Source organism: Bauldia litoralis (assembly GCF_900104485.1).
GTDB classification, from domain to species: Bacteria; Pseudomonadota; Alphaproteobacteria; order Rhizobiales; family Kaistiaceae; genus Bauldia; species Bauldia litoralis.
Genome location: NZ_FMXQ01000006.1, coordinates 86,031 through 107,919 on the forward strand (window position 1 = coordinate 86,031; position 21,889 = coordinate 107,919).

The 21,889-nt window shown below is 66.8% G+C and carries 20 protein-coding genes; 13 read left to right on the forward strand and 7 right to left on the reverse strand.

The genetic code is table 11. The features are described 5' to 3' along the window. Positions 1 to 7: 7 nt before the first annotated feature. Positions 8 to 1,078, reverse strand: a complete 1,071-nt coding sequence (locus tag BLT60_RS14770; protein ID WP_244521279.1) for a transporter substrate-binding domain-containing protein — start codon at positions 1,076 to 1,078, stop codon at positions 8 to 10. Positions 1,079 to 1,278: 200 nt separating this feature from the next. Here BLT60_RS14770 and ligA point away from each other — a divergent pair, with 200 nt between their 5' ends. Beyond that, a complete protein-coding gene (gene ligA, locus BLT60_RS14775) occupies positions 1,279 to 3,450 on the forward strand; it encodes an NAD-dependent DNA ligase LigA (protein WP_090877330.1) in 2,172 nt (723 codons plus the stop codon). Next, complete coding sequence (locus tag BLT60_RS14780; protein ID WP_090877332.1) at positions 3,447 to 4,013, forward strand: hypothetical protein; 567 nt, start codon at positions 3,447 to 3,449, stop codon at positions 4,011 to 4,013. The genes ligA and BLT60_RS14780 overlap by 4 nt, the downstream gene beginning before the upstream one ends. Before the next feature lie 191 nt (positions 4,014 to 4,204). On the opposite strand, the gene BLT60_RS14785 is transcribed toward BLT60_RS14780, so the two are convergent. Next, the gene (locus tag BLT60_RS14785; RefSeq protein ID WP_090877334.1) at positions 4,205 to 4,777 is read right to left on the reverse strand and encodes a TetR/AcrR family transcriptional regulator; all 573 of its coding nucleotides are present in this window, start codon (positions 4,775 to 4,777) and stop codon (positions 4,205 to 4,207) included. A 147-nt stretch (positions 4,778 to 4,924) separates the two neighbouring features. Here BLT60_RS14785 and BLT60_RS14790 point away from each other — a divergent pair, with 147 nt between their 5' ends. Both BLT60_RS14790 and BLT60_RS14795 read left to right on the forward strand, forming a co-directional pair. Further along, complete coding sequence (locus BLT60_RS14790; protein WP_090877336.1) at positions 4,925 to 5,677, forward strand: oxygen-binding di-iron domain-containing protein; 753 nt, start codon at positions 4,925 to 4,927, stop codon at positions 5,675 to 5,677. A 132-nt stretch (positions 5,678 to 5,809) separates the two neighbouring features. After that, on the forward strand, positions 5,810 to 7,045 hold the full coding sequence (locus BLT60_RS14795; RefSeq protein WP_090877338.1) for a hypothetical protein: 1,236 nt from the start codon (positions 5,810 to 5,812) through the stop codon (positions 7,043 to 7,045). 69 nt (positions 7,046 to 7,114) lie between these two features. Here BLT60_RS14795 and BLT60_RS14800 read toward each other — a convergent pair whose 3' ends face one another. After that, on the reverse strand, positions 7,115 to 7,753 hold the full coding sequence (locus BLT60_RS14800; protein WP_175478457.1) for a PRC-barrel domain-containing protein: 639 nt from the start codon (positions 7,751 to 7,753) through the stop codon (positions 7,115 to 7,117). Positions 7,754 to 8,012: 259 nt separating this feature from the next. On the opposite strand from BLT60_RS14800, the gene BLT60_RS14805 reads away from it, so the two are divergent. Beyond that, positions 8,013 to 8,921, forward strand: a complete 909-nt coding sequence (locus tag BLT60_RS14805) for a hypothetical protein (RefSeq protein WP_244521280.1) — start codon at positions 8,013 to 8,015, stop codon at positions 8,919 to 8,921. Positions 8,922 to 8,925: 4 nt separating this feature from the next. Here the strand turns inward: BLT60_RS14805 and BLT60_RS14810 are convergent, their stop codons facing one another. Next, positions 8,926 to 10,746: an aminopeptidase P family protein gene (locus BLT60_RS14810; protein WP_090877345.1), complete on the reverse strand. Its 1,821-nt coding sequence runs from the start codon at positions 10,744 to 10,746 to the stop codon at positions 8,926 to 8,928. Between the two features lie 214 nt (positions 10,747 to 10,960). Between BLT60_RS14810 and BLT60_RS14815 the strand changes: the two genes are divergently transcribed. The 3 genes from BLT60_RS14815 to BLT60_RS14825 all read left to right on the forward strand — a co-directional run bounded on the left by BLT60_RS14815 (position 10,961) and on the right by BLT60_RS14825 (position 13,823). Beyond that, positions 10,961 to 11,176: a hypothetical protein gene (locus BLT60_RS14815; protein WP_090877801.1), complete on the forward strand. Its 216-nt coding sequence runs from the start codon at positions 10,961 to 10,963 to the stop codon at positions 11,174 to 11,176. Positions 11,177 to 11,317: 141 nt separating this feature from the next. Then, on the forward strand, positions 11,318 to 12,082 hold the full coding sequence (locus BLT60_RS14820; protein WP_175478458.1) for a DUF1194 domain-containing protein: 765 nt from the start codon (positions 11,318 to 11,320) through the stop codon (positions 12,080 to 12,082). A gap of 151 nt (positions 12,083 to 12,233) precedes the next feature. Continuing rightward, positions 12,234 to 13,823, forward strand: coding sequence for a calcium-binding protein (locus tag BLT60_RS14825; protein WP_090877348.1), 1,590 nt, complete (start codon positions 12,234 to 12,236; stop codon positions 13,821 to 13,823). A 61-nt stretch (positions 13,824 to 13,884) separates the two neighbouring features. Here BLT60_RS14825 and BLT60_RS14830 read toward each other — a convergent pair whose 3' ends face one another. Next, the gene (locus tag BLT60_RS14830) at positions 13,885 to 14,760 is read right to left on the reverse strand and encodes a 50S ribosomal protein L11 methyltransferase (RefSeq protein WP_090877350.1); all 876 of its coding nucleotides are present in this window, start codon (positions 14,758 to 14,760) and stop codon (positions 13,885 to 13,887) included. Positions 14,761 to 15,294: 534 nt separating this feature from the next. Between BLT60_RS14830 and BLT60_RS14835 the strand changes: the two genes are divergently transcribed. The 4 genes from BLT60_RS14835 (at position 15,295) to BLT60_RS24390 (ending at position 16,715) form a co-directional block, all read left to right on the forward strand. Continuing rightward, positions 15,295 to 15,720, forward strand: a complete 426-nt coding sequence (locus tag BLT60_RS14835; RefSeq protein ID WP_090877352.1) for a hypothetical protein — start codon at positions 15,295 to 15,297, stop codon at positions 15,718 to 15,720. An 87-nt stretch (positions 15,721 to 15,807) separates the two neighbouring features. Continuing rightward, positions 15,808 to 16,257, forward strand: a complete 450-nt coding sequence (locus BLT60_RS14840) for a hypothetical protein (RefSeq protein ID WP_090877354.1) — start codon at positions 15,808 to 15,810, stop codon at positions 16,255 to 16,257. Positions 16,258 to 16,398: 141 nt separating this feature from the next. After that, on the forward strand, positions 16,399 to 16,566 hold the full coding sequence (locus tag BLT60_RS24385) for a hypothetical protein (RefSeq protein ID WP_175478459.1): 168 nt from the start codon (positions 16,399 to 16,401) through the stop codon (positions 16,564 to 16,566). A gap of 11 nt (positions 16,567 to 16,577) precedes the next feature. Then, the gene (locus BLT60_RS24390; RefSeq protein ID WP_175478460.1) at positions 16,578 to 16,715 is read left to right on the forward strand and encodes a hypothetical protein; all 138 of its coding nucleotides are present in this window, start codon (positions 16,578 to 16,580) and stop codon (positions 16,713 to 16,715) included. A gap of 32 nt (positions 16,716 to 16,747) precedes the next feature. Here BLT60_RS24390 and BLT60_RS14845 read toward each other — a convergent pair whose 3' ends face one another. Together BLT60_RS14845 and BLT60_RS14850 are read right to left on the reverse strand one after the other, a co-directional pair. Further along, positions 16,748 to 17,599 carry a S1C family serine protease gene (locus BLT60_RS14845; protein WP_090877356.1) on the reverse strand — a complete coding sequence of 284 codons (852 nt, stop codon included), beginning with the start codon at positions 17,597 to 17,599 and terminating at the stop codon, positions 16,748 to 16,750. A gap of 88 nt (positions 17,600 to 17,687) precedes the next feature. Then, a complete protein-coding gene (locus BLT60_RS14850) occupies positions 17,688 to 20,087 on the reverse strand; it encodes an ATP-dependent helicase (protein WP_090877358.1) in 2,400 nt (799 codons plus the stop codon). A 154-nt stretch (positions 20,088 to 20,241) separates the two neighbouring features. On the opposite strand from BLT60_RS14850, the gene BLT60_RS14855 reads away from it, so the two are divergent. Then, positions 20,242 to 21,216, forward strand: coding sequence for an SIR2 family protein (locus BLT60_RS14855; protein ID WP_090877359.1), 975 nt, complete (start codon positions 20,242 to 20,244; stop codon positions 21,214 to 21,216). Positions 21,217 to 21,889 lie beyond the last annotated feature (673 nt).

Consider the following 21,889-nt stretch of genomic DNA (forward strand, 5'->3'; position numbering starts at 1 on the left):
GGCGTCGTTAGGGCTGGTCGCCGAAGTAGCGGGAACTGAAATCGTCCAGCGCCCCCGACTCCGAGGCGCCGATGATCTCCAGCGACAACCGCTTGGTGAGCGGGCTGCCGGGCGGCAGGGCGAAGCCGTATTTGTCCGGCTCGAAGATCGCGCCGACCACGGAAACCGTGTCCTCCGGATGGGTGTGGGCGTAGTATTCGAGCACCGGTGCGTCGCCGATCAGGGCGGCAACCTCGCCCCTCAGCAGGGCTGCGACCTCTTCGTCGGTCGAGGCGTATTCGATATGGGCGAAGCCCTGTTCCTCCGCGTAATCCTGCGAGACGCCGCCGGCCAGGACGCCGACGGTCTGGCCCGGCAGGTCATCGAGGCTGTTGATCTGGTTGGTCAGCGAGATCGTCGTCATGACGCTGGTCACCGAGGAGGTGATGTAGGCGAAGACGGCGATGCCGCAGACCAGCCAGAAAGCCGACCAGATGCGCCCGACCCAGCCGAACAGGTTCTTGCGCGACGGCGGCTTGCCCGAGGTGGTGACCGACATCACCGTGTAGAAGCTCTCGGCGACGCCGTCGCGCCAGCGGGTCGGGAAGCTCTTGTCGAAGCGGCGATCGAACAGCGTGACGAGCAGCGTCGCAACGACAATGACGAAGGCGAGCCAGGCATAGGCGCGCAGGAAGCCGGAATCGCGGAGACCGTCCCATACGTCACCGAAGCTGGTCGTGCGGTCGTCGTCGACCATGATGCGCATGCCGGCGTCGAACCACGGATGGGTGAAGTCGACCGTCTCGGCCCGCCTGCGGGTGATGGTCAGGTTGGTCACTGCGACGTCGATATCGGCGGCGGCGGTTGCGAGAACCAGTTCGCGCACCGTCGGGAAGACCTGGTAGTCGCTCTCCAGCCCGGCGCTGTCCGAGAAGGCCTCCCAGAGATCGATCGCCAGCCCGGCATAGGCGCCGTCCTTCTCCATGACGAAGGGCGGGCTGAGGTAGAGGCCGACCTTGACCGGCTCCGCGGCGGCGGCGGTGGGGGGCTGTGGTTCGGCGTCCTGGGCAACGCTGGCGGACGACGTCGCCAGTGCCACGAAAATCGCCAAAGCCCGAAGCAACCCGATATGCATTCTCAACCCCTGTTCCGCTTTGGTGATGGTTTTCCAACCGGTCCCTGTCCTGCCACCATCGGGTTAACTGTTGCTGACCCCGGGAGGGAAATGGCTTGCGCGGGCGGTCAAAGCGAAGGATTCTCCGGGCCGAAAAAGAGAATCCCCTGGAACCGCCAATCCCGATGAAAGCCCCGGCCAGTGACAAGGCAGTCGACCTGCTGAGCGAGAAGGAAGCCGCCGCCGAATTGAAGCGGCTGGCCGACGCGATTGCCGGGCATGACGCACGCTACTACCAGGAGGACGCGCCGACGGTCAGCGACGCCGAATACGATGCGCTGCGCCAGCGCAATGCGGCGATCGAGGCGAAATTTCCGGCGCTGAAGCGGCCGGACAGCCCGAGCGAGCGGGTGGGCGCCGCCCCGACCGGCCGCTTCGCCGAGGTGCGCCATGCCGTGCCGATGCTGTCGCTCGACAATGCCTTCGACGCCGACGACGTCCGCGACTTTCTCAACCAGATGTACCGCTTTCTCGGCCGCTCGGCCGAGGACGAGCCGATCGTGCTGACGGCGGAGCCGAAGATCGACGGGCTGTCGATGAACCTGCGCTACGAGGCCGGCAAGCTGGTCCTCGGCGTCACTCGTGGCGACGGGGTGTCGGGCGAAGACGTGACGGCCAATGTCCGGACGATCGGCGATATTCCGCAGACGCTGCCGAAGGGCGTGCCGGAGATCGTCGAGGTGCGCGGCGAGATCTACCTCGGCAAGGGCGATTTCGCGGCGCTGAACCAGGCGCAGGAGAAGGCCGGCAAGCCGCTCTACGTCAATCCGCGCAACACGGCGGCCGGTTCGCTTCGCCAGAAGAAAGCCGAGGTCACCGCGTCGCGGCCGCTGCGCTTCTTCGCCTATGCCTGGGGCGAGATGAGCGCCATGCCGGCCGACACCCAGATGGGCATGGTCGAGACCTTCAAGGCCTGGGGATTCCCGATCAACGACCTGATGCGGCGCTGCGAGACGGTCGACGAGGCGCTGGCCGTCTATGCCGAGATCGAGACGAAGCGCGCCAGCCTCGACTACGATATCGACGGCGTCGTCTACAAGGCCGACTCGCTGGCGCTGCAGGCGCGCCTCGGCTTCCGGACCCGAAGCCCACGCTGGGCGATCGCCCACAAGTTCCCGGCCGAAAAGGCGACGACGGTGCTGGAGGCGATCGACATCCAGGTCGGCCGCACCGGGGCGTTGACCCCGGTGGCGCGGCTGAAGCCGGTGACCGTCGGCGGGGTGGTCGTCGAGAATGCGACGCTGCACAACGAGGATTACATCCGCGGCTTCGGTCGCGACGGCTCGATCCTGCGGGCCGATGAGCATGGCGAGCCGATCGACATCCGGGTCGGCGACACGGTGACGGTGCAGCGCGCCGGCGACGTCATCCCGCAGGTGCTGGCCGTCGACCTTGCTGCCCGGAAGAAGGACGCGAAGCCCTTCGATTTTCCGAAGGTCTGTCCCTGTCCGCTCAAGACGCCGGTGGTGCGGGCGGAGACGGCCAGCGGCACCGAAGGGATCGTCCGGCGCTGCTCGGGCGAGTTCGCCTGTCCCTTCCAGCGCAAGGAGCATCTTCGCCACTTCGTCTCTCGCCAGGCCTTCGACATCGACGGGCTGGGCGAGAAGCAGATCGAGTTCTTCTACGACCACGAGGACCTGCCGGTCCGGGCGCCGGCCGACATCTTCACGCTGGCGAGACGCGACGCCGCCAACCTCAAGAAGCTAAAGGATCGCGAGGGCTTCGGCACCGTATCGGTGCGCAACCTCTTCGCCGCGATCGAGGCGCGGCGGGGGATCTCGCTGGAGCGTTTCGTCAACGCGCTGGGCATCCGCCATGTCGGCGAGACCACGGCGCGGGTGCTGGCCCGGGCCTATGGCTCATGGTCGGCGCTTCACGACGCGGCGCTGAAGGTGGCGGAGGGCGACGAGGCGGCGCGCGAGGAGATGAACAATATCGACCAGATCGGCCCGACCGTGGTCGAGGCGATCGCGCGCTATTTCGGCGAGCCGCATAACCGCGACCTGGTCGAGGCGCTGGTTGACCAGATGGAGACGATCACCGACGCCGAGCAGGCGGCGAGCGACTCGCCGGTCGCCGGCAAGACCATCGTCTTCACCGGCTCGCTGGAAAAGATGAGCCGCGACGAGGCCAAGGCGATGGCCGAGCGGCTCGGCGCCAAGGTGTCCGGCTCGGTGTCGAAGAAGACCGACCTCGTCGTCGCCGGGCCGGGGGCGGGGTCGAAGCTCAAGGATGCGGCCAAGCACGGCGTCGAGGTGATCGACGAGGACGGCTGGTTCAAATTGATCGCCGAATGAGCAACGATTTTTCCGGGGCGTCGCCGATGATCGCGGCGCAGCGCGAGATGCGGTCGCGCGAGAAGCTCGTCTGGGCCGGCCGGCCGGTGCGATGGACGGCCATCCGCAAGGCGCTGAGCGGGTTCCTCACCGGGCTGGTGATCATCGCCATCGCGGCGGTGTGGTCCGGCTTTGCCTATATCCTCACCGCGAACGACGACGCGGGCAGCGTGTTCCGCATCTTTCCCTATATCGGATTCTTCTTCGCCCTGTTCGGGCTCGCCATCGCGCTCTCCGGGCTGCTGTCCTTCAGGCGGACCAATTCGACGCTCTATGCGCTCTCCGACCAGCGGCTGGTTACCGTCTCCGAGCGCCCGAAGAAGATCGTGCGGGCGATCGATCTCGCCGGCATCACCCGGGTGGTGACGAAGGAGGGCTGGGGCGGTTCCGGCGCGTTGACCGTCTTCACCGGGAGGACCGGCCGCGACACGCTGCTCGGCGTGCCGGGCGTTGCCCGCGTCGCGGCGGACCTCGATCGGTTGCGGGCGAAGGCCGCGGAGGCGAGACGAAACGACGACGGCTGACCGGACGGCGACCGGACAAGGATCGCCGCCCGGCAGGGATCACGCGGCCGCGTGATGCAGCCGGTTATTGAGAAGCGGCCCCTTCGTGCACCGGGCCGTCGCCCTGACGATGGCGGAACCATTGCCGACACGGTCACCGGTGTCGACCGCGACGGCAAGGCCGCAACCGGCGGCAGGCGGGGACAAGCCGGCTAGCCGGCTTGGGCGATGGCCCCGGCCATCAGGCCGGCGGCGTCGGTCGTGGCCATGCCGCTGTCGCGAACCAGGCTTCGCCAGGTGTGGAAGTCGAGCGCCAGCGTCAGCATCGCCTGCTGTCGCGGCGCCAGGCTCGCGCCAAGCACCGCGTGGTAGCCGGCGATGGTTGGCCCGGTCCGCAGTTCGGCCATCTCGCGGGTCAGCGCGTGGGTTTCGCTGTCGCGCAGGACACAGCCGGTCAGGCTCTCGTTGCGCTCGAACCAGGCGTAGATCGCCGCGAGGCCGGTCTCGAGCCGCTCGTTGCGGTCGGCGATGGCCTGCCACGGCGTCGGGTCCGGCATCGGGTCGCGCTCGGTCGCCAGCCCGGAGCAGGCGAGGAACAGGCTGCGCTCGTCCGGGAAATGGGCATAGAGCGTGTGGCGCTGCACGCCGGCGCGCTCGGCGACCATGGTCACGGTGGTGCGCGACGGGCCGACGGTGCCGTGGAGGTCGACGGCCGCTTCGACGATCCGCTGCCGGGTTTCCGCCTGCTGCGCGGCGCGCTTCTTCAGGGTGTAGGGACGGGCCATGTGAATTTGGTCACACACGTGTGTGCAGTCATATTGACTGCGGCTGCGATTTTCATTACACGTGTATGTACGGTCAAATATGACCAAAGTCCACCGGGATCGAAGAGCGGTCCCGCGGCCTCAACCCAAGCCACAGGAGATTTCTCAGTGGAAACCCGTGTCGCCGAAATCGCCGACGGCATCTATCGGCTCTCGACCTTCGTGCCGGACCTCACGCCCGCCGGCATGACCTTCAACTCGTTTCTCGTTCGCGGCGAGGAGCCGCTTCTCTTTCACACCGGCCTGCGCAACATGTTCCCGCTCAACCGGGATGCGGTGGCCAGCCTGATCCCGCCGGAGACGCTGCGCTGGATCACCTTCGGCCATTACGAGGCCGACGAGTGCGGCGCGATGAACGAATGGCTGGCGGTGGCGCCAGGAGCGCAGGTTGCCCACGGCCAAACCGGCGTCTCGGTATCGCTCAACGACATGGCCTCCCGGCCGCCGCGGGTGCTGGACGACGGCGAGAGGATCGATCTCGGCGGCGGCAAGGTCGTCCGCTACATCGATACCCCGCATACGCCGCATGGCTGGGACGCCGGCGTGCTGTTCGAGGAATCGACCGGGACGCTGATGTGCGGCGACCTGTTCACCCAGCTCGGCAACGAGCCGGCGCTGGTCCATGGCGATGTGGTCGGACCGGCGATCGCGGCGGAGGACGTCTTTCACTACTCCTCGCTCAACCCCGGGATGGGCATGACCATCCGAGGCCTCGCCACGCTCGCGCCGAAGACGCTGGCGCTGATGCACGGCCCGTCCTTTGCCGGCGACGGCGCGGCGGCGATCAATGCGCTCGCCGACGACTATGACCGTCGTATCGGCGATCGCCTTGCCGAGTTCGGCTTCGCCAGGGCGGCCTGACAACCGCCGATCCCGGCGCGGCGCGTCCGACGCGGGCGCCCGCGTCCGGGCCCGGTGACGGCGGTCACATCTCCGCCATGCGGGTTCGGATAGTGGTGGCGGCTCGCTCGTCACCCCCAGGGAACCCACATCATGCGAAGATTCGTTGCGGCCGTTGCCGCGTGTATCACCGCCTCGACCTGCCTTGTCGCCGCGCCGGCCATCGCCGACGAGGCGGCCAACGTTGCCGCGGTCGCTCATCTCGAAGCCGGAACGCTCGCCGCCGGCGATGCCGAACTCGCCGCCATTCTCGATGCCGATCCGACGAATGACGACGCCCGCATGGGCCTCGGCGCCATCCGCTTCGTGCGGGCGATCGAGACCCTGTCGCAAGGCCTCTACCGCTACGGCCTGCAGTCGCCGCGGACCATGATGCTGCCGGTCGTCCGGCTGCCGGTGCCGGTCAATCCGGATCCCGAACCGGTCACCTACGCGGCTTTCCGCGACCTGCTGGTCGATTTCGTCGACGATCTCGCCGCGGCCGAGCAGACGCTCGACGGGGTGGGCGACTCCGGCATCAAGCTGCGGCTCGACCTTGCCGCACTTCGCTACGACGCCAACGGCGACGGGACGGTCGACGGTGACGAGCGCTTTATCGCCGTGATCCAGCGGGTCACCGGCATGCAGGCCGACGACATGCCGGCGACGCTGACCTTCGCCTTCGACAAGGGCGATGCGCTGTGGCTGCGCGGTTACGTCAACGTGCTGATGGGCTTCACCCAGTTCTGGCTGGCGCATGACTGGCAGGAGAGCTTCGACGTTGCCTTCCCGCATTTCTTCCCGAAGGTGGAGTCCGACTTCGCCCGGGCGCTTGCCGCACCCGGCGGCGACCCGATGTATGCGGAAGGCGCGCCGATCGCCGACTTCATCTCCTTCTTCCACATGCGCTGGCGGATCGACGATCCCGACCGCATGGCGGCGGTGCGCCAGCATGCCAAGGCGATGATCGCGCTTAGCCGCGAGAGCTGGGACGCGATCGAGGCCGAGACCGACGACGACCGCGAGTGGCTTCCCAATCCGCGCCAGACCAGCCCCTTCGCCTCGATCCAGGTCAATGCCGAGCGGATTGCCGCATGGCGGGCGGTGCTCGACCAGGCCGAAGAGGTGATCGACGGCAAGTTGCTTGTGCCGCACTGGCGCTTCGACAAGGGCTTCAACCTCGAAAAGGTCTTCGACGAGCCGCGCGACTTCGACCTCGTGCTGTGGATCACCGGGCCGGCGGCGCTGCCCTACCTCGAGGATGGCCCGGTGACGACGAGCGCCGACTGGGCGGCGATGGTCGGCGCCTTCGAAGGCTCCTTCGGCGTCTCGGCGCTCTGGTACAACTGACCCAGCCGACAACGAAAAAGCCCGCCGGGGGAACGGCGGGCTTCTTCATTTCACCTCAGGCGTGAAGCGTCAGAGCGCGGGGGCCGGGGCCGGCTCCATCTCGGCCTGGGCAGCGCGGGCGCGCTCCTCGGCCTGGATCTCGGCCAGCGTCATGAACTCCGGCGCCGCGTCGAGCTGCTCGGCGGTGGCGTTGATATAAAGCGTCACATCGCCATTCTCGTCGGTCCGCGACTCAAGCGCCTCGAAGGGCACCGCGACATTCTTCTCGCCGATGCCGAGGAAGCCGCCGACCCCCACGATCACCGCGCCGACCGAACCGGTGTCGGTGAACAGAAGGTCGTTGACGTCGCCAAGATTCTCGTCGGCCCGGTTGTAGATCGACTGGCCGATCCAGTTCGAGGCGAGATCCTCGTCGGTGTCCTGGCGGTTCAGGAACATCTGGTTGTCGGCCGTGACGGCGGCGTCGTCCTCGACGATCGGGGCCTCGACGGCCTGCTCCGGCGCAACGGCGTCGGGGGTGATCGCCTCGGGCGCGACCTGGTCGTCCATCACGCCGAGATCTTCATTGAGGGGTGCGTCCATCGCACCATCGGGGGCCATTTCGGTGGCGGCCGGCTGGTCGATGTCGATCTGTTCGTTGTCGCCCTGGGCGAAGACCGGGGCCGAAAGCAACGCAACGATCGCGCTGGTGGTCAAGAGGGTCTTCATGTCGTCTCTCCTTGTTTTTCGGCTCGCGCCGGACAGCGTGCCCGGCGGTCGCATGCAGGGAAAAGCCGCGGGGAGAGGCTGCGGTTCCGTCGTCCAGAAATGATCACGCGGCTGCCACAATCGTCAGCGGAAAGGGTCGCCGCCGCCACAATTCCGCGAGGGCAACAAAACCCTGCCGGGCAGCAACTACACGCTTCGGTTGACTTCGATGTTGCGTTGCAGCAAAAATGATGCGGCGCAGAAAACACGAGGGCCGGTCATGGCATCCACCTTGTCGACGCTTCGCGAAGTTCAGGTCGAGCGGACGATCGCCGTCCCCGGGATGGCCGAACCGCCTCCAGTCTCGGCCTCGCTGGAAGGCATTCGTCGCCGCAACGCCGCCCTTGATGCTCTCTTCTACGATGTCTCCGTCGTCACCCTGGATGAGGCGCGCACGATCAGCCCGTGGCTGGCGCGCGAAGGCTCGATCCTCCACGTCCCGCCGACGGGCAAGGGAGATCTGACGCTGTGCGCTACGCCGGACGATCTCGCCGGGGTGGGCGCGGTGTCGAGCCTCGCGGTCGCCGGCGTCGGCAGTTCAGCCCTCGGCTCCGCCGCCTTTGCCCGCAATATCGCCGATGCGACCGGCGAGCCGGTTGCCGTCGTGGTCTCGGGCTATGGCCTTTCGGATCTGGTCTCCGAGGCGATGGGCGGCTGGTTTCTTTTCGGCGCCGCCAACCGGACGCGCATGGTCGAGCGGCTTGTCTCGGAGATGAAGGCGCCGACGGCCTCGGACCTGGGTGCCACGGAACTGCGCCGCAGCAGCAAGGACACCGCGACGGTGATAGCGCTGCTCTCCGATCCGCGCTTCGACTTCACCCTTCTCACCGGCCACTCGAAGGGCAACCTGGTGGTGGCCGAGGCGCTCTACGCCCTCATTGAGGTGGGGGAAGGAAAGCTGCCGATCCCGGCCGATACCCGCATTGTCACGGTCAGCGCCGCGATCGAAATGCCGCGGGGCTTCAGCAGGATCACCGACGTGATCGGCGCGTGGGACTGGTTCGGCGGGCTCAACTCGTCGAATGTCACCATCGATGTCCTCGTCCCCCATGCCTGGCACCACACCAACCGCGAGGTGCCGTTCCACCTGCCGGTCACCGAGACCTTCGCCCGTCTCCTGGCCGGCTGAATTCTCAGGCCAGAACCGCCAGAGGTCGGGTCGCCTCCGCCAGCCAGGTTTGCTCGTCGTCCGCGAGCAGGTGGCCGAGCTCCGGTAGCAGCCGCGCGTGATAGGCGTCGACCCAGGCGATCTCGGCCGGGGTCAGCAGCGCGGTGTCGATCAGCCGGCGGTCGATCGGGCAGAGCGTCAGCGTCTCGAAACCGAGCATCTCGCGTTCGCCGCCGGGGATCGCCGCGGGCGGTGTGACCAGGATGAGGTTCTCGATCCGGATGCCCCAGGCGCCGGTCTTGTAGTAGCCGGGCTCGTCCGAAAGGATCATCCCCGGCTCGAAGGGCACGTTGCCGCGTTTCGAGATGCTCGCCGGTCCCTCGTGGACGGACAGGAACGAGCCGATGCCGTGGCCGGTGCCGTGGTCGAAGTCGAGGCCGGCCTCCCACAGCGGGCGGCGGGCATAGGCGTCGAGCATGACGCCGGTGGTGCCGGCCGGAAAGCGGGCGCTGGCAACGGCGATATGGCCCTTCAGCACGCGGGTGAAGCGGTCGCGCATCTCGGCGTCGGGCGTGCCGATGGCGACGGTGCGGGTGATGTCGGTGGTGCCGTCGCGATACTGGGCGCCAGAATCGACAAGGTAGAGCGAGCCGCTTTCCAGCCGGCGGTTGGTGGCCGGCGAGACCCGGTAATGGACGATGGCGCCGTTCGGCCCGGCGCCCGAGATCGTGTCGAAGGAGAGATCGACGAGCTCCGAGCCGTCGGCTTTCGCGGTCTCGGCGCGGAAGGCGGCAAGCCTGTCGGCGGCGGTGAGTTCGTCAACCGTCCCGCTGGCCGCGCCGGCATCGAGCCAGGCGAGGAAGCGGACCATCGCCGCGCCGTCGCGGACATGGGCGCTATGCGAGCCGGCGATCTCGGTGGCGTTCTTGCGCGCCTTGGGCAGCGACACCGGGTCGGCGCCGTCGATCACCGTGCCGCCGGCGGCGGTGATCGCATTGGCGACCGCGATGGCGGTGGCGCGCGGCTCGATCAGCACCGTCGCCTTGTCGCGGCCGAGCCCCGCCAGCGCGTCGTCGAGGTGGGACGGTTCGTTGATATCGGCGAGGGCGGAGAGGGCATCGCGCACGGTGTTGGACAGCTTGCGGCCGTCGATGAACAGCGTCGGTTTGCCGGAGCGCGGCAGGATCGCCCAGGCCAACGCCACCGGGTTATGGGCAATGTCGGCGCCGCGCAGGTTGAAGGTCCAGGCGATCGAGTCGGCCTGGCCGAGCACGGCGGCATCGGCCTTGTCCTCGGCCAGCAGGGCCTGCAGCCGGGCGATCTTCTCCTCGGCCGTCTCGCCGGCAAGCGCCACCGGGTGGAGCGACACCGCGCCGGTCGGCGGCGCCGGCCGGTCGGTCCAGATCCGGTCGACCGGGTTTGCCGCCACGGCGACAAGCTCGGCCCCGACCGCGGCGCAGGCGGCCTCCAGCCGGCGGACTTCGGCGGCCGTCATCAGCCATGGGTCGTAGCCGATCCGGTCGCCGGACGCGGCATTCGCCTTGAGCCATTGCGATGGCGGCGTCTCGACCAGATGGACATGCGCGAACAGGTCGGCGTCGACCTCGCTCACCACCTGCAGGGTATAGCGCCCGTCGACGAAGACCGCCGCCCTGGTGGCAAGGACGATGGCCGTGCCGGCCGAACCGGTGAAGCCGGTCAGCCAGGCCAGCCGCTCGGCCGAGGCCGGCAGATATTCGCTCTGGTGTTCGTCGGCATGGGGGACGATGAAGCCGGAAAGTCCCTCGCGGGCGAGTTCGGCGCGCAGCCGGGCAAGCCGGTCACGGTGGGGATCGCTGTCTGTCATCTGCTCTTTCTATGGGCGCTGAGCAGCGCGTTCAAACAAAAAGCCGTGCCGCGCGGTCATTCCGGCTGCACGGCTCTTGTGCATTGCAGCATTATGACAGTGCGGTGCAATAATCGCATATCAGTCATGCGCTTGGCCGGGTTTTCGTTTCTCCGAGGCAAGCGTATCTCGGCTCTCGGAGGGCATGGAAAGACCGATTCGGAAGGACAGGATCATGGCCACCAGGATAGCCGGCGACATCGGCGGACGGGCGACACCGGGGCGGGGCGTGCTGCGGCGCGTCCTCGGGCGGATGATGTCAGCGCGCGAAGAGCGCGCCCGGCAGAGCATCAACGCCTATCTGCTCGGTCTCGACGACGCGACGCTCGCCACCTTCGGCTACGACCGCAAGGCGATCGAGGAAGCCGGCAGCGGCCGCTTCCCGCTCTAACTGCGTATCCGCGTATCGACCGGGGGCGGGGATAGCGCGCCGAAAGGCACCGTTCTTGCTCCGACCCCGGAGAGGGAGGTCGTGCCGCGCATGGCGCGCGGCGACGGACAACCAACCAGGGAGGCAAGGCAAGGTGATGCTATGCGCGCTTCCCCCGTTTTCCTCCGCCTCGCGATGCTTCTGGCGGCCTCCGGTTTTCACTCCGCAGTCGCCAATGCTGCCGACCTGATCGAGGTCGACCTGCAACTCGTGCTGGCCGCCGATGCGTCCGGCTCGATGAGCCGCGACGAGATGCGCCTGCAGCGCGAAGGGCATATCGAGGCGCTGCGCGATCCCGACGTGATCAACGCCATCGCCTCCGGGCCGATCGGCCGGATCGCGGTGACCTATGTCGAATGGGCCGGGCCGCGCACGCAATCCGTCGTCGTGCCCTGGACCGTGCTGACCGGCCGGGCCAGCGTCATGGCCTTCACCGAGACCCTGGCGGCGGCGCCGTCGCGCAACAGCGGATCCGGAACCGCCGTCTCGAGCGGATTGTTCTTCGCCGCGGCGCAGTTCGACTCGAACGGCTTCCGCTCGTATCGGCGGACCATCGACATCTCCGGGGACGGGGTCAGCGACCAGGGGCCGCCGGTCGCCGAGGCGCGCGAGGCGGTAATCGCCCGCCGCATCGTCATCAACGGCCTGTCGATCGCCTCCGAGAAGCCAAACAGGGACGGGCCATACGATTACCTCTTCGAGGACGATGATCGCGACATTCACGCCTATTACCGCGACGAGGTCATCGGCGGGCCGGGATCTTTCGTCATCGCCGTCGACCGCTCCGAGTCGTTCGCGGTGGCGCTGCGGCGAAAGCTCGTGCTGGAGATCGCGGCGTGGGCCGCCGGTTCGGGCCCTCCGCTCTAGACGGCGCCTACCAACCCTTCGTGACGGCGTTGCCGGCTCGCCAGACAGGCATGCCGAGTCGGTTTGCGTGCATTGGCCGAGGTCATTCCCTTTGTCTTAACCGACGTCCGCTATGGCTGTCGTAAATTGTCCTTTGGGGAATGATGCCGCCATGGCCAAGAAGACCGATCCGCTGATCCCGGCGCAGACGCCGTTCGCCTATAACGTCGGCGTCAACTACGAGAGCTGGGAGGTCGGCCGGACGGGCTATTCGATCTCCGCCGATCTCGACCAGATCGCCGAGAATTTTCATCTGATCCGGACCTATCACGCGGCCGCTGTCGGCACGACCGACCCGACGACGCCGTCGATGGACCCGACGCAATCCCAGGTCATCGACTGGATCGTCAAGAATCCCGGCAACGAACTGGTGATGGGCACCAACAACAGCGCCCTGGCGATATCCGGCGCCGGTTCGACCTGGACCGGCGGGCTGATGACAAGCTCCGCCTATACCGATCTCTGGGTCAAGATGCTGATCGCCGACTTCGGCAGCGTCGCCAAGGTCAAGATCGGCCTCAAGGCGATCGAGCTTGGCAACGAGATCGACCAGCACGGTCCGCCGCCGACCTCGACGAGCTTCAGCGACTACGTCGACACCTGGATTCCGGCGGCCTTCGACAACCTCAAGGCGTCGATGGCCAAATACGGGCTCGATTCGATCCCGATCACCACGACCATCGCCAACTACGGCGTGACCAACGAGGTATCGGTCAAGATCCCGGCGCATATCATCGCCAACTGGGGCGCCAAGTGGAACAACGGCGTGCCTTTCGTCGCCTTCAACCAGTATACTGGCGACAACCAGAAGAGCACCGACTTCAGCACGGTCGAGGCCTATTTCACGGCGGTCCAGAAGGCCTTCGGAACCACGCTCGAGGTGTTTGTCGGCGAGACCGGCTATTCGGAAGACTGGGGCGCCGCCAACCAGCAGAAAGTCATCAAGGAGATGTTTGCCTGGCTGGATGGTCAGGAATCGGCCGGCGGCAAAACCGTGCCGCTATTCGTCTTCGACGCCTTCGACCGCCCGGCCGTCACCTGGCCGGCCGGCCAGGTCGGGTTCGGGATTTACGGAGAGAATGGCAGTTACCAGCCGGACGGTCTCAAGCCCGGCATCTCGGTTCCGTCCTGGGTCGACGACCCGATCACCACCGCCACCAGGGGCGCGGATTCGCTCTACGGCACCAAGGCCCATGAAACCATCAAGGCGCGGGCCGGCGACGACATCGTGCTGGGCCTTGCCGGGAACGACAAGCTGTTCGGCCAGGCCGGCTGGGACCTTCTGGTCGGACACGCCGGCCGCGACAAGCTGATCGGCGGCAGGGGAGACGACTACCTTGACGGTTCGCGCGGCGACGACCGGCTGCGCGGCGGGATCGGCGACGACACGCTGATCGGCGGCAAGGGCAAGGACAAGATGTCCGGCGGCAAGGGGGCGGATGCCTTCCTGTTCGACTTCGCGATGACCAAGGCCAGCGCAAAAAAGCACTGGGACAAGATCACCGACTTCGACGCCAGCCAGGACACGATCCATCTCAAGCAGAGCAAGGTTCCCGACCTGGCGCTCGGCGAGCTCGCCGATCCCGACGGCCACGTCTCCTACAAGCATGGCGCGCTGTTCTACGACGACGTGAAATTCGCGAAATTCACCGACAAGGCGCCGGACAGCCTCGGCGACATCGACATCATCATCTACGCCTGAGCGGCAACGATCGCTCGAGCGGCGGGGCAGAGACGTGGCGGCGGGCGCTGCCGCCGTCGTTTCAGCGGAGCGCCAGGGTGAGCGTCACCCAGCCTTCGCGGACATCCGAGCGAACCAGGCGCAGGCCCTGGGCCCGGTAGGCGGCGACGACGCGGTTGGCCTGATGGACCAGCAGGCCGGACAGCACGATCGTGCCTCCGGGCGCCAGACGCCGGCGGATCGGCGGGGCCAGCCCGACCAGCGGCCCGGCAAGGATATTCGCGACGATCAGGTCGAACCCGCCCGCGACAGCGAAGCGCCGGTCGTCGACGCCTGCCGCGCAGATCGCCCGGACCAGCGTCGCGACGCCGTTGAGGCGAATGTTTTCCGCCGCGATGCGGGCGGCGACCGGGTCGATATCGCTGGCCAGAACCGAAACCTTCGCGAGCCGCGCGATCGCGATCGCCAGCACCGCCGATCCGGTGCCGACATCAAGCGCTCGATGGATGCGCCGCGTCCGCGCCAGCCGGTCGATGGCGGCGAGACAGCCGGCGGTGGTGCCGTGGTGGCCGGTGCCGAAGGCCTGGGCGGCCTCGATCTCGATGGCAATGTCGCCGATGCGGGCGACGGCGCGATCATGGCTGCCGTGCACGACGAAGCGGCCGACGCGCACCGGCGTCAGTCCCTCGAGGCTCATCGCCACCCAGTCGGCATCCGCCAGCGCCTCGAAGGCGAAGGCCGGCCCGTCCTTGCCGAGCGCCTCGACCGCGTGGCGTTTCAGGGCAGCGCGTTCGGCCTTGTTCGGTTCGGCCGGGAAATAGACCATCAGCCGCCAACGGCCGGGCGTCGTCTCGGCCGCGTCGACGGCATGGGCCGCCAGGTCCTCGTCATCGCCCAGCACCTCGGCAAGGGCCTTCGCCCCGGCCTCCGACAGGGTCACGCTCGCCGTCCAGTTCATGTGTCGCCTTTCGTTGCATCGGCGCCGCCATCGTCCGGCCGCGCCAGTCTCGCGCCGATGCTAAACCACAAAAGGCGCGCAAATGCTCACGGTATCGCCGAATTCGCGACTTCATTTCGCCCAGCGCCTGTGGCAAGTTTGCATTTACCGCGAGGAGGGCATGGCGGGATCCGGCATCGATTTGCTGCCGGTCCCTCAATGATCGCGAGTTGGCATTGGTGCGACAGGACGACGACATCCTGGCCGGCGGTTCGACGCCATTCCCACCGGTGTACGCGCGCCGCCTCATGACGCTTGCGCACAACTCTTTCCCGCGTCCCCGCGCCACGATCCGAAGCCGCGCGCCTGCGTGCCCGCACTGGCCAGCGCTGGCTCGTGACAGGACGGACGTCACCGCGCCGTCGGTGGAGGTCGCCTTGCGTTGAGTCTTCCGTTCCCGCTCCATCGCCGCTGGCGATGGCCTGTCCCACCCCACCCGGTCGCCGCGTGGGTCAGGGTAGTTTTCGTCGCGGCGACCCATAGGAAGGAACAGGCATGAAGAAGAGTGTCATTTCCCTGGCCGCCGGTGCGGTCGCTTTCGTCGCGCTCGCCGGAACCAGCTACGCCGAAGGCGGCAAGCAGCTCACCGCCCAGCAGGCTGCCGAAATCCAGACCAAGGTCCGGGTTGGCATCGGCGTTGTCGCATTGGGCCGTGCCGACAAGGATCCGATGATGCTGGTGGTCGGCGCCAAGATCCTTTCCGGTGTCGATCTTGACGGGTCGGAAAAGACCTATGACGTGTCGGCGATCCTCGACGAGGCCAAGGCGCTCGCGGGCGACAACGAGATGCTTCTCGATGCGATCGCCGCGGTGCCCACCGAGCGTGCCAATCGCAGTGGCGAGCGCAACTGCGATTGGGTCCAGGTCCAAGGCTACGGGAGCGATCCCTACGCGTGGGAATGGGTATTGTCCTGCTACTAGCCCCACCGAGATCCGTTGCGGCGGGGGTGGCCGTCAGGCCGGCCCCCGCCGCCGGGAGCCCGTCCTTCAACGCGTGAGGAATCCCAGATGAGCAGGAAACATCTTTCGATGACGGCAGGAGCGCTCGCAGCCTTCTGCCTGTCGGGCGCTGCCATGGCGCAGGATGCCGGGCAACCCAGTGCCGCCGAACTGGCGCAGCAACAGGCCAAGGTGAAGACCGCGACCAGCCTGATCGCGATCGGCCGTGCCGACAAGGACCCGATGATGCTGCTGGTCGGCGCGAAGCTGCTGGCCGGGATCGAGGCGCCGGTCGCCGATCCGGCCGCGGCGGGCGCCAGCAAGGCCTTCGACGTTTCCGTCATTCTCGCCGAAGCCAAGGGCCTGTCCGGCGACGACCAGTATTTGCTCGACGCGATCGACGCCGTGCCGGTGAGCCGACCGGAGCGCAAGAGCGGCGAGCGTTATTGCGGATGGGATTTCGACTGTCCCTATGGCGGCGATGCCGAATGCGTCTGGATCTATTCCTGCGACTGGTAGCCGCCGAGCCCCTGACCCGGTCCGTCGCCGGCGTGTCGGCGGCGGATAGTCTCCCATCGCTTGTGACCCGGCTCACTGCACGAGAGGCGGGGCTCCGCCATCATCCCTCCATCGGACCATGCGATCCGGAGGGAGGTTTCCATGACCCAGGTTCACGCCACCCGCCAGCGGACAGACGCGGCGGTCGACTTCGATCACTATCGCTCGCAGGCTCGGCATCTTCGCGCCGAGGCGCTGGTCGACTTCTATGGCACGACGCGCTCGGTCGTCTTCAACGCCATCCGTGCGCCCTTCCACCGCGCTCGCTGAGGCATCGACAGATGAATACCAACCAGCGCCTTGGCCGGAACGCCGACGGCACCACCAGGCCCGGCTTCACCTATGTCGCGCCGGGCAGGACCGGCGCCTGGATTGTCCGCCGCGCCGCCGACGCCATCTTCGCCAGATTGGCCCGGTAACCGCTACCGTGCCCTGGCCGGCGCAGGCGACCTCAAAACAATCGATCGATCAGGCCGCCGCCCATCATGCCGGCGATGACGCTCCGGGCAGTGCTGGCCGGAATGTCGAAGCCGACGCCGACCGATCCGCCATTCGGCGAGAAGATCATCGAGTTGATGCCGACGACGTTGCCGGCGAGGTCGAAGGTCGGACCGCCGGAATTGCCCTGGTTGATCGGCGCATCGATCTGGATATAGCCGACGCCGTTGCGGCCGAGCTCGCGATCGACGGCCGAGACGATCCCCGCGGTCACCGTGTGGCCGAGGCCGAAGGGGCTGCCGACGGCCACCACCCAGTCGCCGACGCGCGGCTCGCCATCGGCGAACGCCACATGCGCGACCGGGTCCGGCGCATCCACCTTGATCAGCGCCAGGTCTGTCGCCGGGTCGATACCGATGACGTCGCCCCGGTAGACCGCGCCATCCTCCATCGTCACCTGGACGACGCGGGCGCCGTCGACGACATGGTGGTTGGTCACCGCATAGCCGTCGGCCGAGATGAAGAAGGCGGAGCCTTCGGCGATCGAGACCGGCGCCTGGCGGCTGCGAAACAGGCGGTTGGCGACCGGCGAGGGGACCTGCGCCATCGCCTGGACCGAGATCACGGCGGGGCGCACCCGGTCGACGAGATCGGCGAAGCCGGTTCCCGGCAGGGCCGCTCCAACGGGCAACGCCGCGGCTGACGCGGGCAGGGAGAGGGCGGCGGAGGCCGTCGGGCGATCCATCGCCGCGCCGGCCGCGAAGCTGGCCAGCGCGATCGCCCCGGCCGCCGCGGCAAGCACGCCCGGCCGGGCGGAAATCCGCCGCGCGCGGCGAGGCTCGGTGTAGTCGTAATGCGGTTCCATGCCCACCAATGTGGGGCTTGCTGCATGGCAGCGGGATGGCCGCCGGATGAAATTTTGGAAAGGTTTGGCGCGCCTGACGCGGACGGCTTCAGTGCCGCTCGACGAAGCTGTCCAGCACGCGTTTCCGCCCGGCCTTGTCGAAATCGATGGTCAGCTTGTTGCCGTCGATCGTGGCGATGTGGCCGTAGCCGAACTTCTGGTGGAAGACGCGCTCGCCGGTCTCGTAGATCGACGAGCCGCCGACGACGCTCTTGGCGACGAGGTCGCCCTCGATGAAGCGCTGCTTCGAGCGGGGCCCGGAGAAGTTGCCATAGCCGCCCTGGCTCGCCTCGTCGAAGCCGCCGCCCGAGCGGTTCTTCTGCGCCCGTTTCCACCCCGGTGTCGAATAGGTGTTCTGGAAGGGATCGCGGGTGTCGAAGCGGCTTTCGCCGTAGGAGCCCATGCCGTAGCCGCCATAGGAATTGGACTCCTCGACCACGTCGACATGCGCCTCCGGCAGTTCGTCGACGAAGCGCGACGGAACCGACGACTGCCACAGGCCGTGGATGCGGCGGTTCGAGGCGAAGCGGATATAGGCGCGCTTGCGCGCCCGGGTGATGCCGACATAGGCGAGCCGGCGCTCCTCCTCGAGGCCGACGCGGCCGCTCTCGTCGAGCGTGCGCTGCGAGGGAAACAGCCCTTCCTCCCAGCCCGGCAGGATGACCGAGTCGAATTCCAGCCCCTTGGCCGAATGCAGCGTCATGATCGACACGGCGTCGGCGGAGGCCTCGGAGTCGGTGTCCATGACCAGCGAGATATGCTCGAGGAAGCCGGCCATGGAGTCGAATTCCTCCATCGAGCGGACCAGCTCCTTGAGGTTCTCCAGCCGCCCCGGCGCGTCGGCCGAGCGGTCGGCCTGCCACATCTCGGTATAGCCGGACTCCTCGAGGATGATCTCGGCCAGCTCGGTATGCGGCAGCGTCTCGAGCTGCTCGCGCCAGCGGTCGAAGCTTGCCAGCAGGTCGCGGATGGCTGTGCGGGCGCGGGCATTGATCTCGTCGGTGCCGATCATTTCGGCTGCCGCCTCGGTCAGCGGCACGCCGCGCGCTCGCGCCCGGTCGTGCAGCAGCCGCACGGTGGTGTCGCCGATGCCGCGGCGCGGGGTGTTGACGATGCGCTCGAAGGCGAGGTCGTCGGCCGGCTGGGCGACGACGCGGAAATAGGCCAGCGCATCGCGGATCTCGGCGCGCTCGTAGAAGCGCGGCCCGCCGATGACGCGGTAATTCAGGCCGAGCGTGACGAAGCGATCCTCGAAGGAGCGCATCTGGAAGGAGGCGCGGACGAGGATGGCGATCTCGTTCAGCGTATGGCCCTGGCGCTGGAGCTGCTCGATCTCCTCGCCGACGGCGCGGGCTTCCTCCTCCGAATCCCATGACGAGGCGACCGAGACCTTCGCCGCCTCGGGATCGACCGCGTCGGTGAACAGCGTCTTGCCGAGCCGGCTTTCGTTATGGGCGATGAGGTGCGAGGCGGCGCCGAGGATATGCGCGGTCGAGCGGTAGTTGCGCTCCAGCCGGATGACGGTGGCGCCGGGAAAATCCTTCTCGAAGCGCAGGATGTTGTCGACCTCGGCGCCGCGCCAGCCATAGATCGACTGGTCGTCGTCGCCGACGCAGCAGATGTTCTTGCGCTCCTGGGCCAGCAGCCTGAGCCACAGATACTGCGCGACGTTGGTGTCCTGGTACTCGTCGACCAGCATGTAGCGGAAGCGCTTGTGATATTCGGCCAGCACGTCCGGATGCTCGCGCAGGATCCTGAGCGGCTCGAGGATCAGGTCGCCGAAATCGGCGGCGTTGAGCACCTTCAGCCGCGCCTGGTAGGCGGCATAAAGCTTGACGCCGCGCCCGTCGGCGAAGACATGGCCGTCGCCTTGCGGCACGTCCTTCGGCGCCAGGCCCTTGTTCTTCCAGTGGTCGATATGGCCGGCGAGCTGGCGGGCCGGCCAGCGCTTCTCGTCGATGCCGGCGGCCTGGATGATCTGCTTCATCAGGCGGATCTGGTCGTCGGTGTCGAGGATGGTGAAGCCGGATTTCAGCCCGGCCAGCTCCGCATGACGGCGCAGGATCTTGGCGCCGATCGAATGGAAGGTGCCGAGCCACTCCATCCCCTCCAGCACGCCGCCGATCAGGTCGCCGATGCGGTGCTTCATCTCCCGCGCCGCCTTGTTGGTGAAGGTGACGGCGAGGATTTCCCACGGCCGCGCCCGGCCGGTGGCCAAAAGGTGGGCGATGCGGGTGGTCAGCACCCGGGTCTTGCCGGTCCCAGCCCCGGCCAGCACCAGCACCGGCCCGTCCAGCGCCTCGACGGCGCGCCGCTGCTCGGGGTTCAGCTTGGCAAGGTAGTCGCCGCCGGCGGCACGCGCACCCCGCGCCCGGTCGGCAATGCCGCCAGGCTTCGGCGCGGGCGGCTCGTCGCCGGGAATGATGGCGCGGGAGGCAGGGCCGGTCATGCGGCGTTTGTTGCTCTTGGTGATTCTGCGGTCAGGGGAACACTATAGCAACAGATGGGGATGGGGGAGGCGAATGGGGAGGGGGGTAGAGTGGAAGCAAATCGCGGAACTTGCTACCGATGGTAGTACATTCTCTGCGCGATAGGGGCGAAGCATGCAGCCAGATCCTCAAGCAACAGAAAGACGTCGCTTTGTTTTGCTGACGGGCGCGGGCTTCACGCGCAATTGGGGCGGCTGGATTGCAAGCGAATTTTTCGAAACGCTGCTTAGCTACGACTTAAACGCTTTCACAAAAAGTGTACTCTGGAAAGAAAGGAACTTCGAGAGCGTCTTATCGAAACTGCGAGGGCCGCTCAGGACAGAGATGGATAGTGTTTTCTCTGCCGTATTCGGACGTATGAATTCGGCTCTCGCTGGCCGTCGATTCGAGTTCTCCGAAGAGGACAGGCGTTCAATTGTTCTTTTCCTAACCAGATTTGACGCGATCTTCACTCTGAACCAAGACTTGCTGCTCGAATATCACTGCGAACGTCTTGGCTCCAAAACGATAGAAATGAGACGGATATCTCAGCGCCTTCGATCGCCCGGTGTCCATCAAGTCGGGTGCGCCCCTGACTACCCAATCCCAGCGGCGACGGTTGAACATGTGCCGTCGGATGACCCATCAGATTATTCGATTGGCGAGGATGTAATTCCGTACATCAAGCTTCACGGGTCAAGCAACTGGAAGGAATCTGATGGCGGCAACCTCCTCATTATGGGTAACAACAAGGCGCAAGAAATCGGACTACATCCCCTGCTGGCGACCTATTGGAGTGCGTTCGAGGATTGTCTTTCCAAACCCGAAACCCGATTGATGGTCATCGGTTATGGGTTTCGCGATCCACACGTGAATACCGCTATCGCTAAAGCTGCGGAATCCGGAAGCTTGAAGATGTTTATTATCGATCCGTCCGGTGTCGATATTCTCGGTCCACGTCGCGATCCTCAAACTCTGAAAGTCAATAATCCCGATCCGGTTCTCGCCCCGCTGAAAGGCGCGTTAATCGGCGCCTCGCGGCGCTCGCTGGGCGAAATCTTCGGTGGTGACGACGTGGAATTGGAGAAGGTGATGCAGTTTTTCAAATGAGAGCGTTTCTCAGCTTTTGGAAAGGGCCATTTCGCCAACGGCGGTTCGATTTTGGGGCGACCTCAGCGACGGTCGGACCATCGGGGTGCCGCTCGCTTGGTTTCCGGTCGCCGGCCTGCTGGCGGGTCGGGACGACATGACCGGCCGGGGCGATCAGGCGGCGTGACCTTATCGCGCCACACGGCTTTGCTTCCCCAACCTCATCACCTCCACACCCGTCATCCTCCGGCTTGACCGGAGGATCGGGTTGCCGTCGTGCGAGTCGGTGAGGGTGTGGTTGCGACCAGCGATCCTCCGGTCAAGCCGGAGGATGACGGGTCGCGTGGGGGCTAGCGGGGCTGCGCCTGTCGCGTGCGGATGCGAAGTCCAGCCCCACCACCGTCACCCCGGCGAAAGCCGGGGTCCATCGAAAGCGTTGCACTCAGTGGCGGCGGCATCGTGGCGTCGGGCGCTTCGATGGATTCCGGCTTTCGCCGGAATGACGGAGAGCACGTAGGGCGGAATAGCGGAGCGTGTTCCGCCATCTGTCGATGCGTTGTCTTGGCGGGTTACGCCTTCGGCTAACCCGCCCTACGGTGCCCAGCGGGCACATCCCCCCATCTTATCCCCCTCCCAAATTCCTCCCGTAAACTCGCTCCCGTCCATGCCCGCCGAGGGTCGTGTCCGGTACCGA

Coding starts and splice junctions, on each gene's coding strand:
- ligA (WP_090877330.1), top strand. CDS start 1,279: ATGAAAGCCCCGGCCAGTGACAAGGCAGTCGACCTGCTGAGCGAGAAG.
- BLT60_RS14780 (WP_090877332.1), top strand. CDS start 3,447: ATGAGCAACGATTTTTCCGGGGCGTCGCCGATGATCGCGGCGCAGCGC.
- BLT60_RS14785 (WP_090877334.1), bottom strand. CDS start 4,777: ATGGCCCGTCCCTACACCCTGAAGAAGCGCGCCGCGCAGCAGGCGGAA.
- BLT60_RS14795 (WP_090877338.1), top strand. CDS start 5,810: ATGCGAAGATTCGTTGCGGCCGTTGCCGCGTGTATCACCGCCTCGACC.
- BLT60_RS14800 (WP_175478457.1), bottom strand. CDS start 7,753: ATGAAGACCCTCTTGACCACCAGCGCGATCGTTGCGTTGCTTTCGGCC.
- BLT60_RS14805 (WP_244521280.1), top strand. CDS start 8,013: ATGGCATCCACCTTGTCGACGCTTCGCGAAGTTCAGGTCGAGCGGACG.
- BLT60_RS14810 (WP_090877345.1), bottom strand. CDS start 10,746: ATGACAGACAGCGATCCCCACCGTGACCGGCTTGCCCGGCTGCGCGCC.
- BLT60_RS14815 (WP_090877801.1), top strand. CDS start 10,961: ATGGCCACCAGGATAGCCGGCGACATCGGCGGACGGGCGACACCGGGG.
- BLT60_RS14820 (WP_175478458.1), top strand. CDS start 11,318: ATGCGCGCTTCCCCCGTTTTCCTCCGCCTCGCGATGCTTCTGGCGGCC.
- BLT60_RS14825 (WP_090877348.1), top strand. CDS start 12,234: ATGGCCAAGAAGACCGATCCGCTGATCCCGGCGCAGACGCCGTTCGCC.
- BLT60_RS14830 (WP_090877350.1), bottom strand. CDS start 14,760: ATGAACTGGACGGCGAGCGTGACCCTGTCGGAGGCCGGGGCGAAGGCC.
- BLT60_RS14835 (WP_090877352.1), top strand. CDS start 15,295: ATGAAGAAGAGTGTCATTTCCCTGGCCGCCGGTGCGGTCGCTTTCGTC.
- BLT60_RS14840 (WP_090877354.1), top strand. CDS start 15,808: ATGAGCAGGAAACATCTTTCGATGACGGCAGGAGCGCTCGCAGCCTTC.
- BLT60_RS24385 (WP_175478459.1), top strand. CDS start 16,399: ATGACCCAGGTTCACGCCACCCGCCAGCGGACAGACGCGGCGGTCGAC.
- BLT60_RS24390 (WP_175478460.1), top strand. CDS start 16,578: ATGAATACCAACCAGCGCCTTGGCCGGAACGCCGACGGCACCACCAGG.
- BLT60_RS14845 (WP_090877356.1), bottom strand. CDS start 17,599: ATGGAACCGCATTACGACTACACCGAGCCTCGCCGCGCGCGGCGGATT.
- BLT60_RS14850 (WP_090877358.1), bottom strand. CDS start 20,087: ATGACCGGCCCTGCCTCCCGCGCCATCATTCCCGGCGACGAGCCGCCC.
- BLT60_RS14855 (WP_090877359.1), top strand. CDS start 20,242: ATGCAGCCAGATCCTCAAGCAACAGAAAGACGTCGCTTTGTTTTGCTG.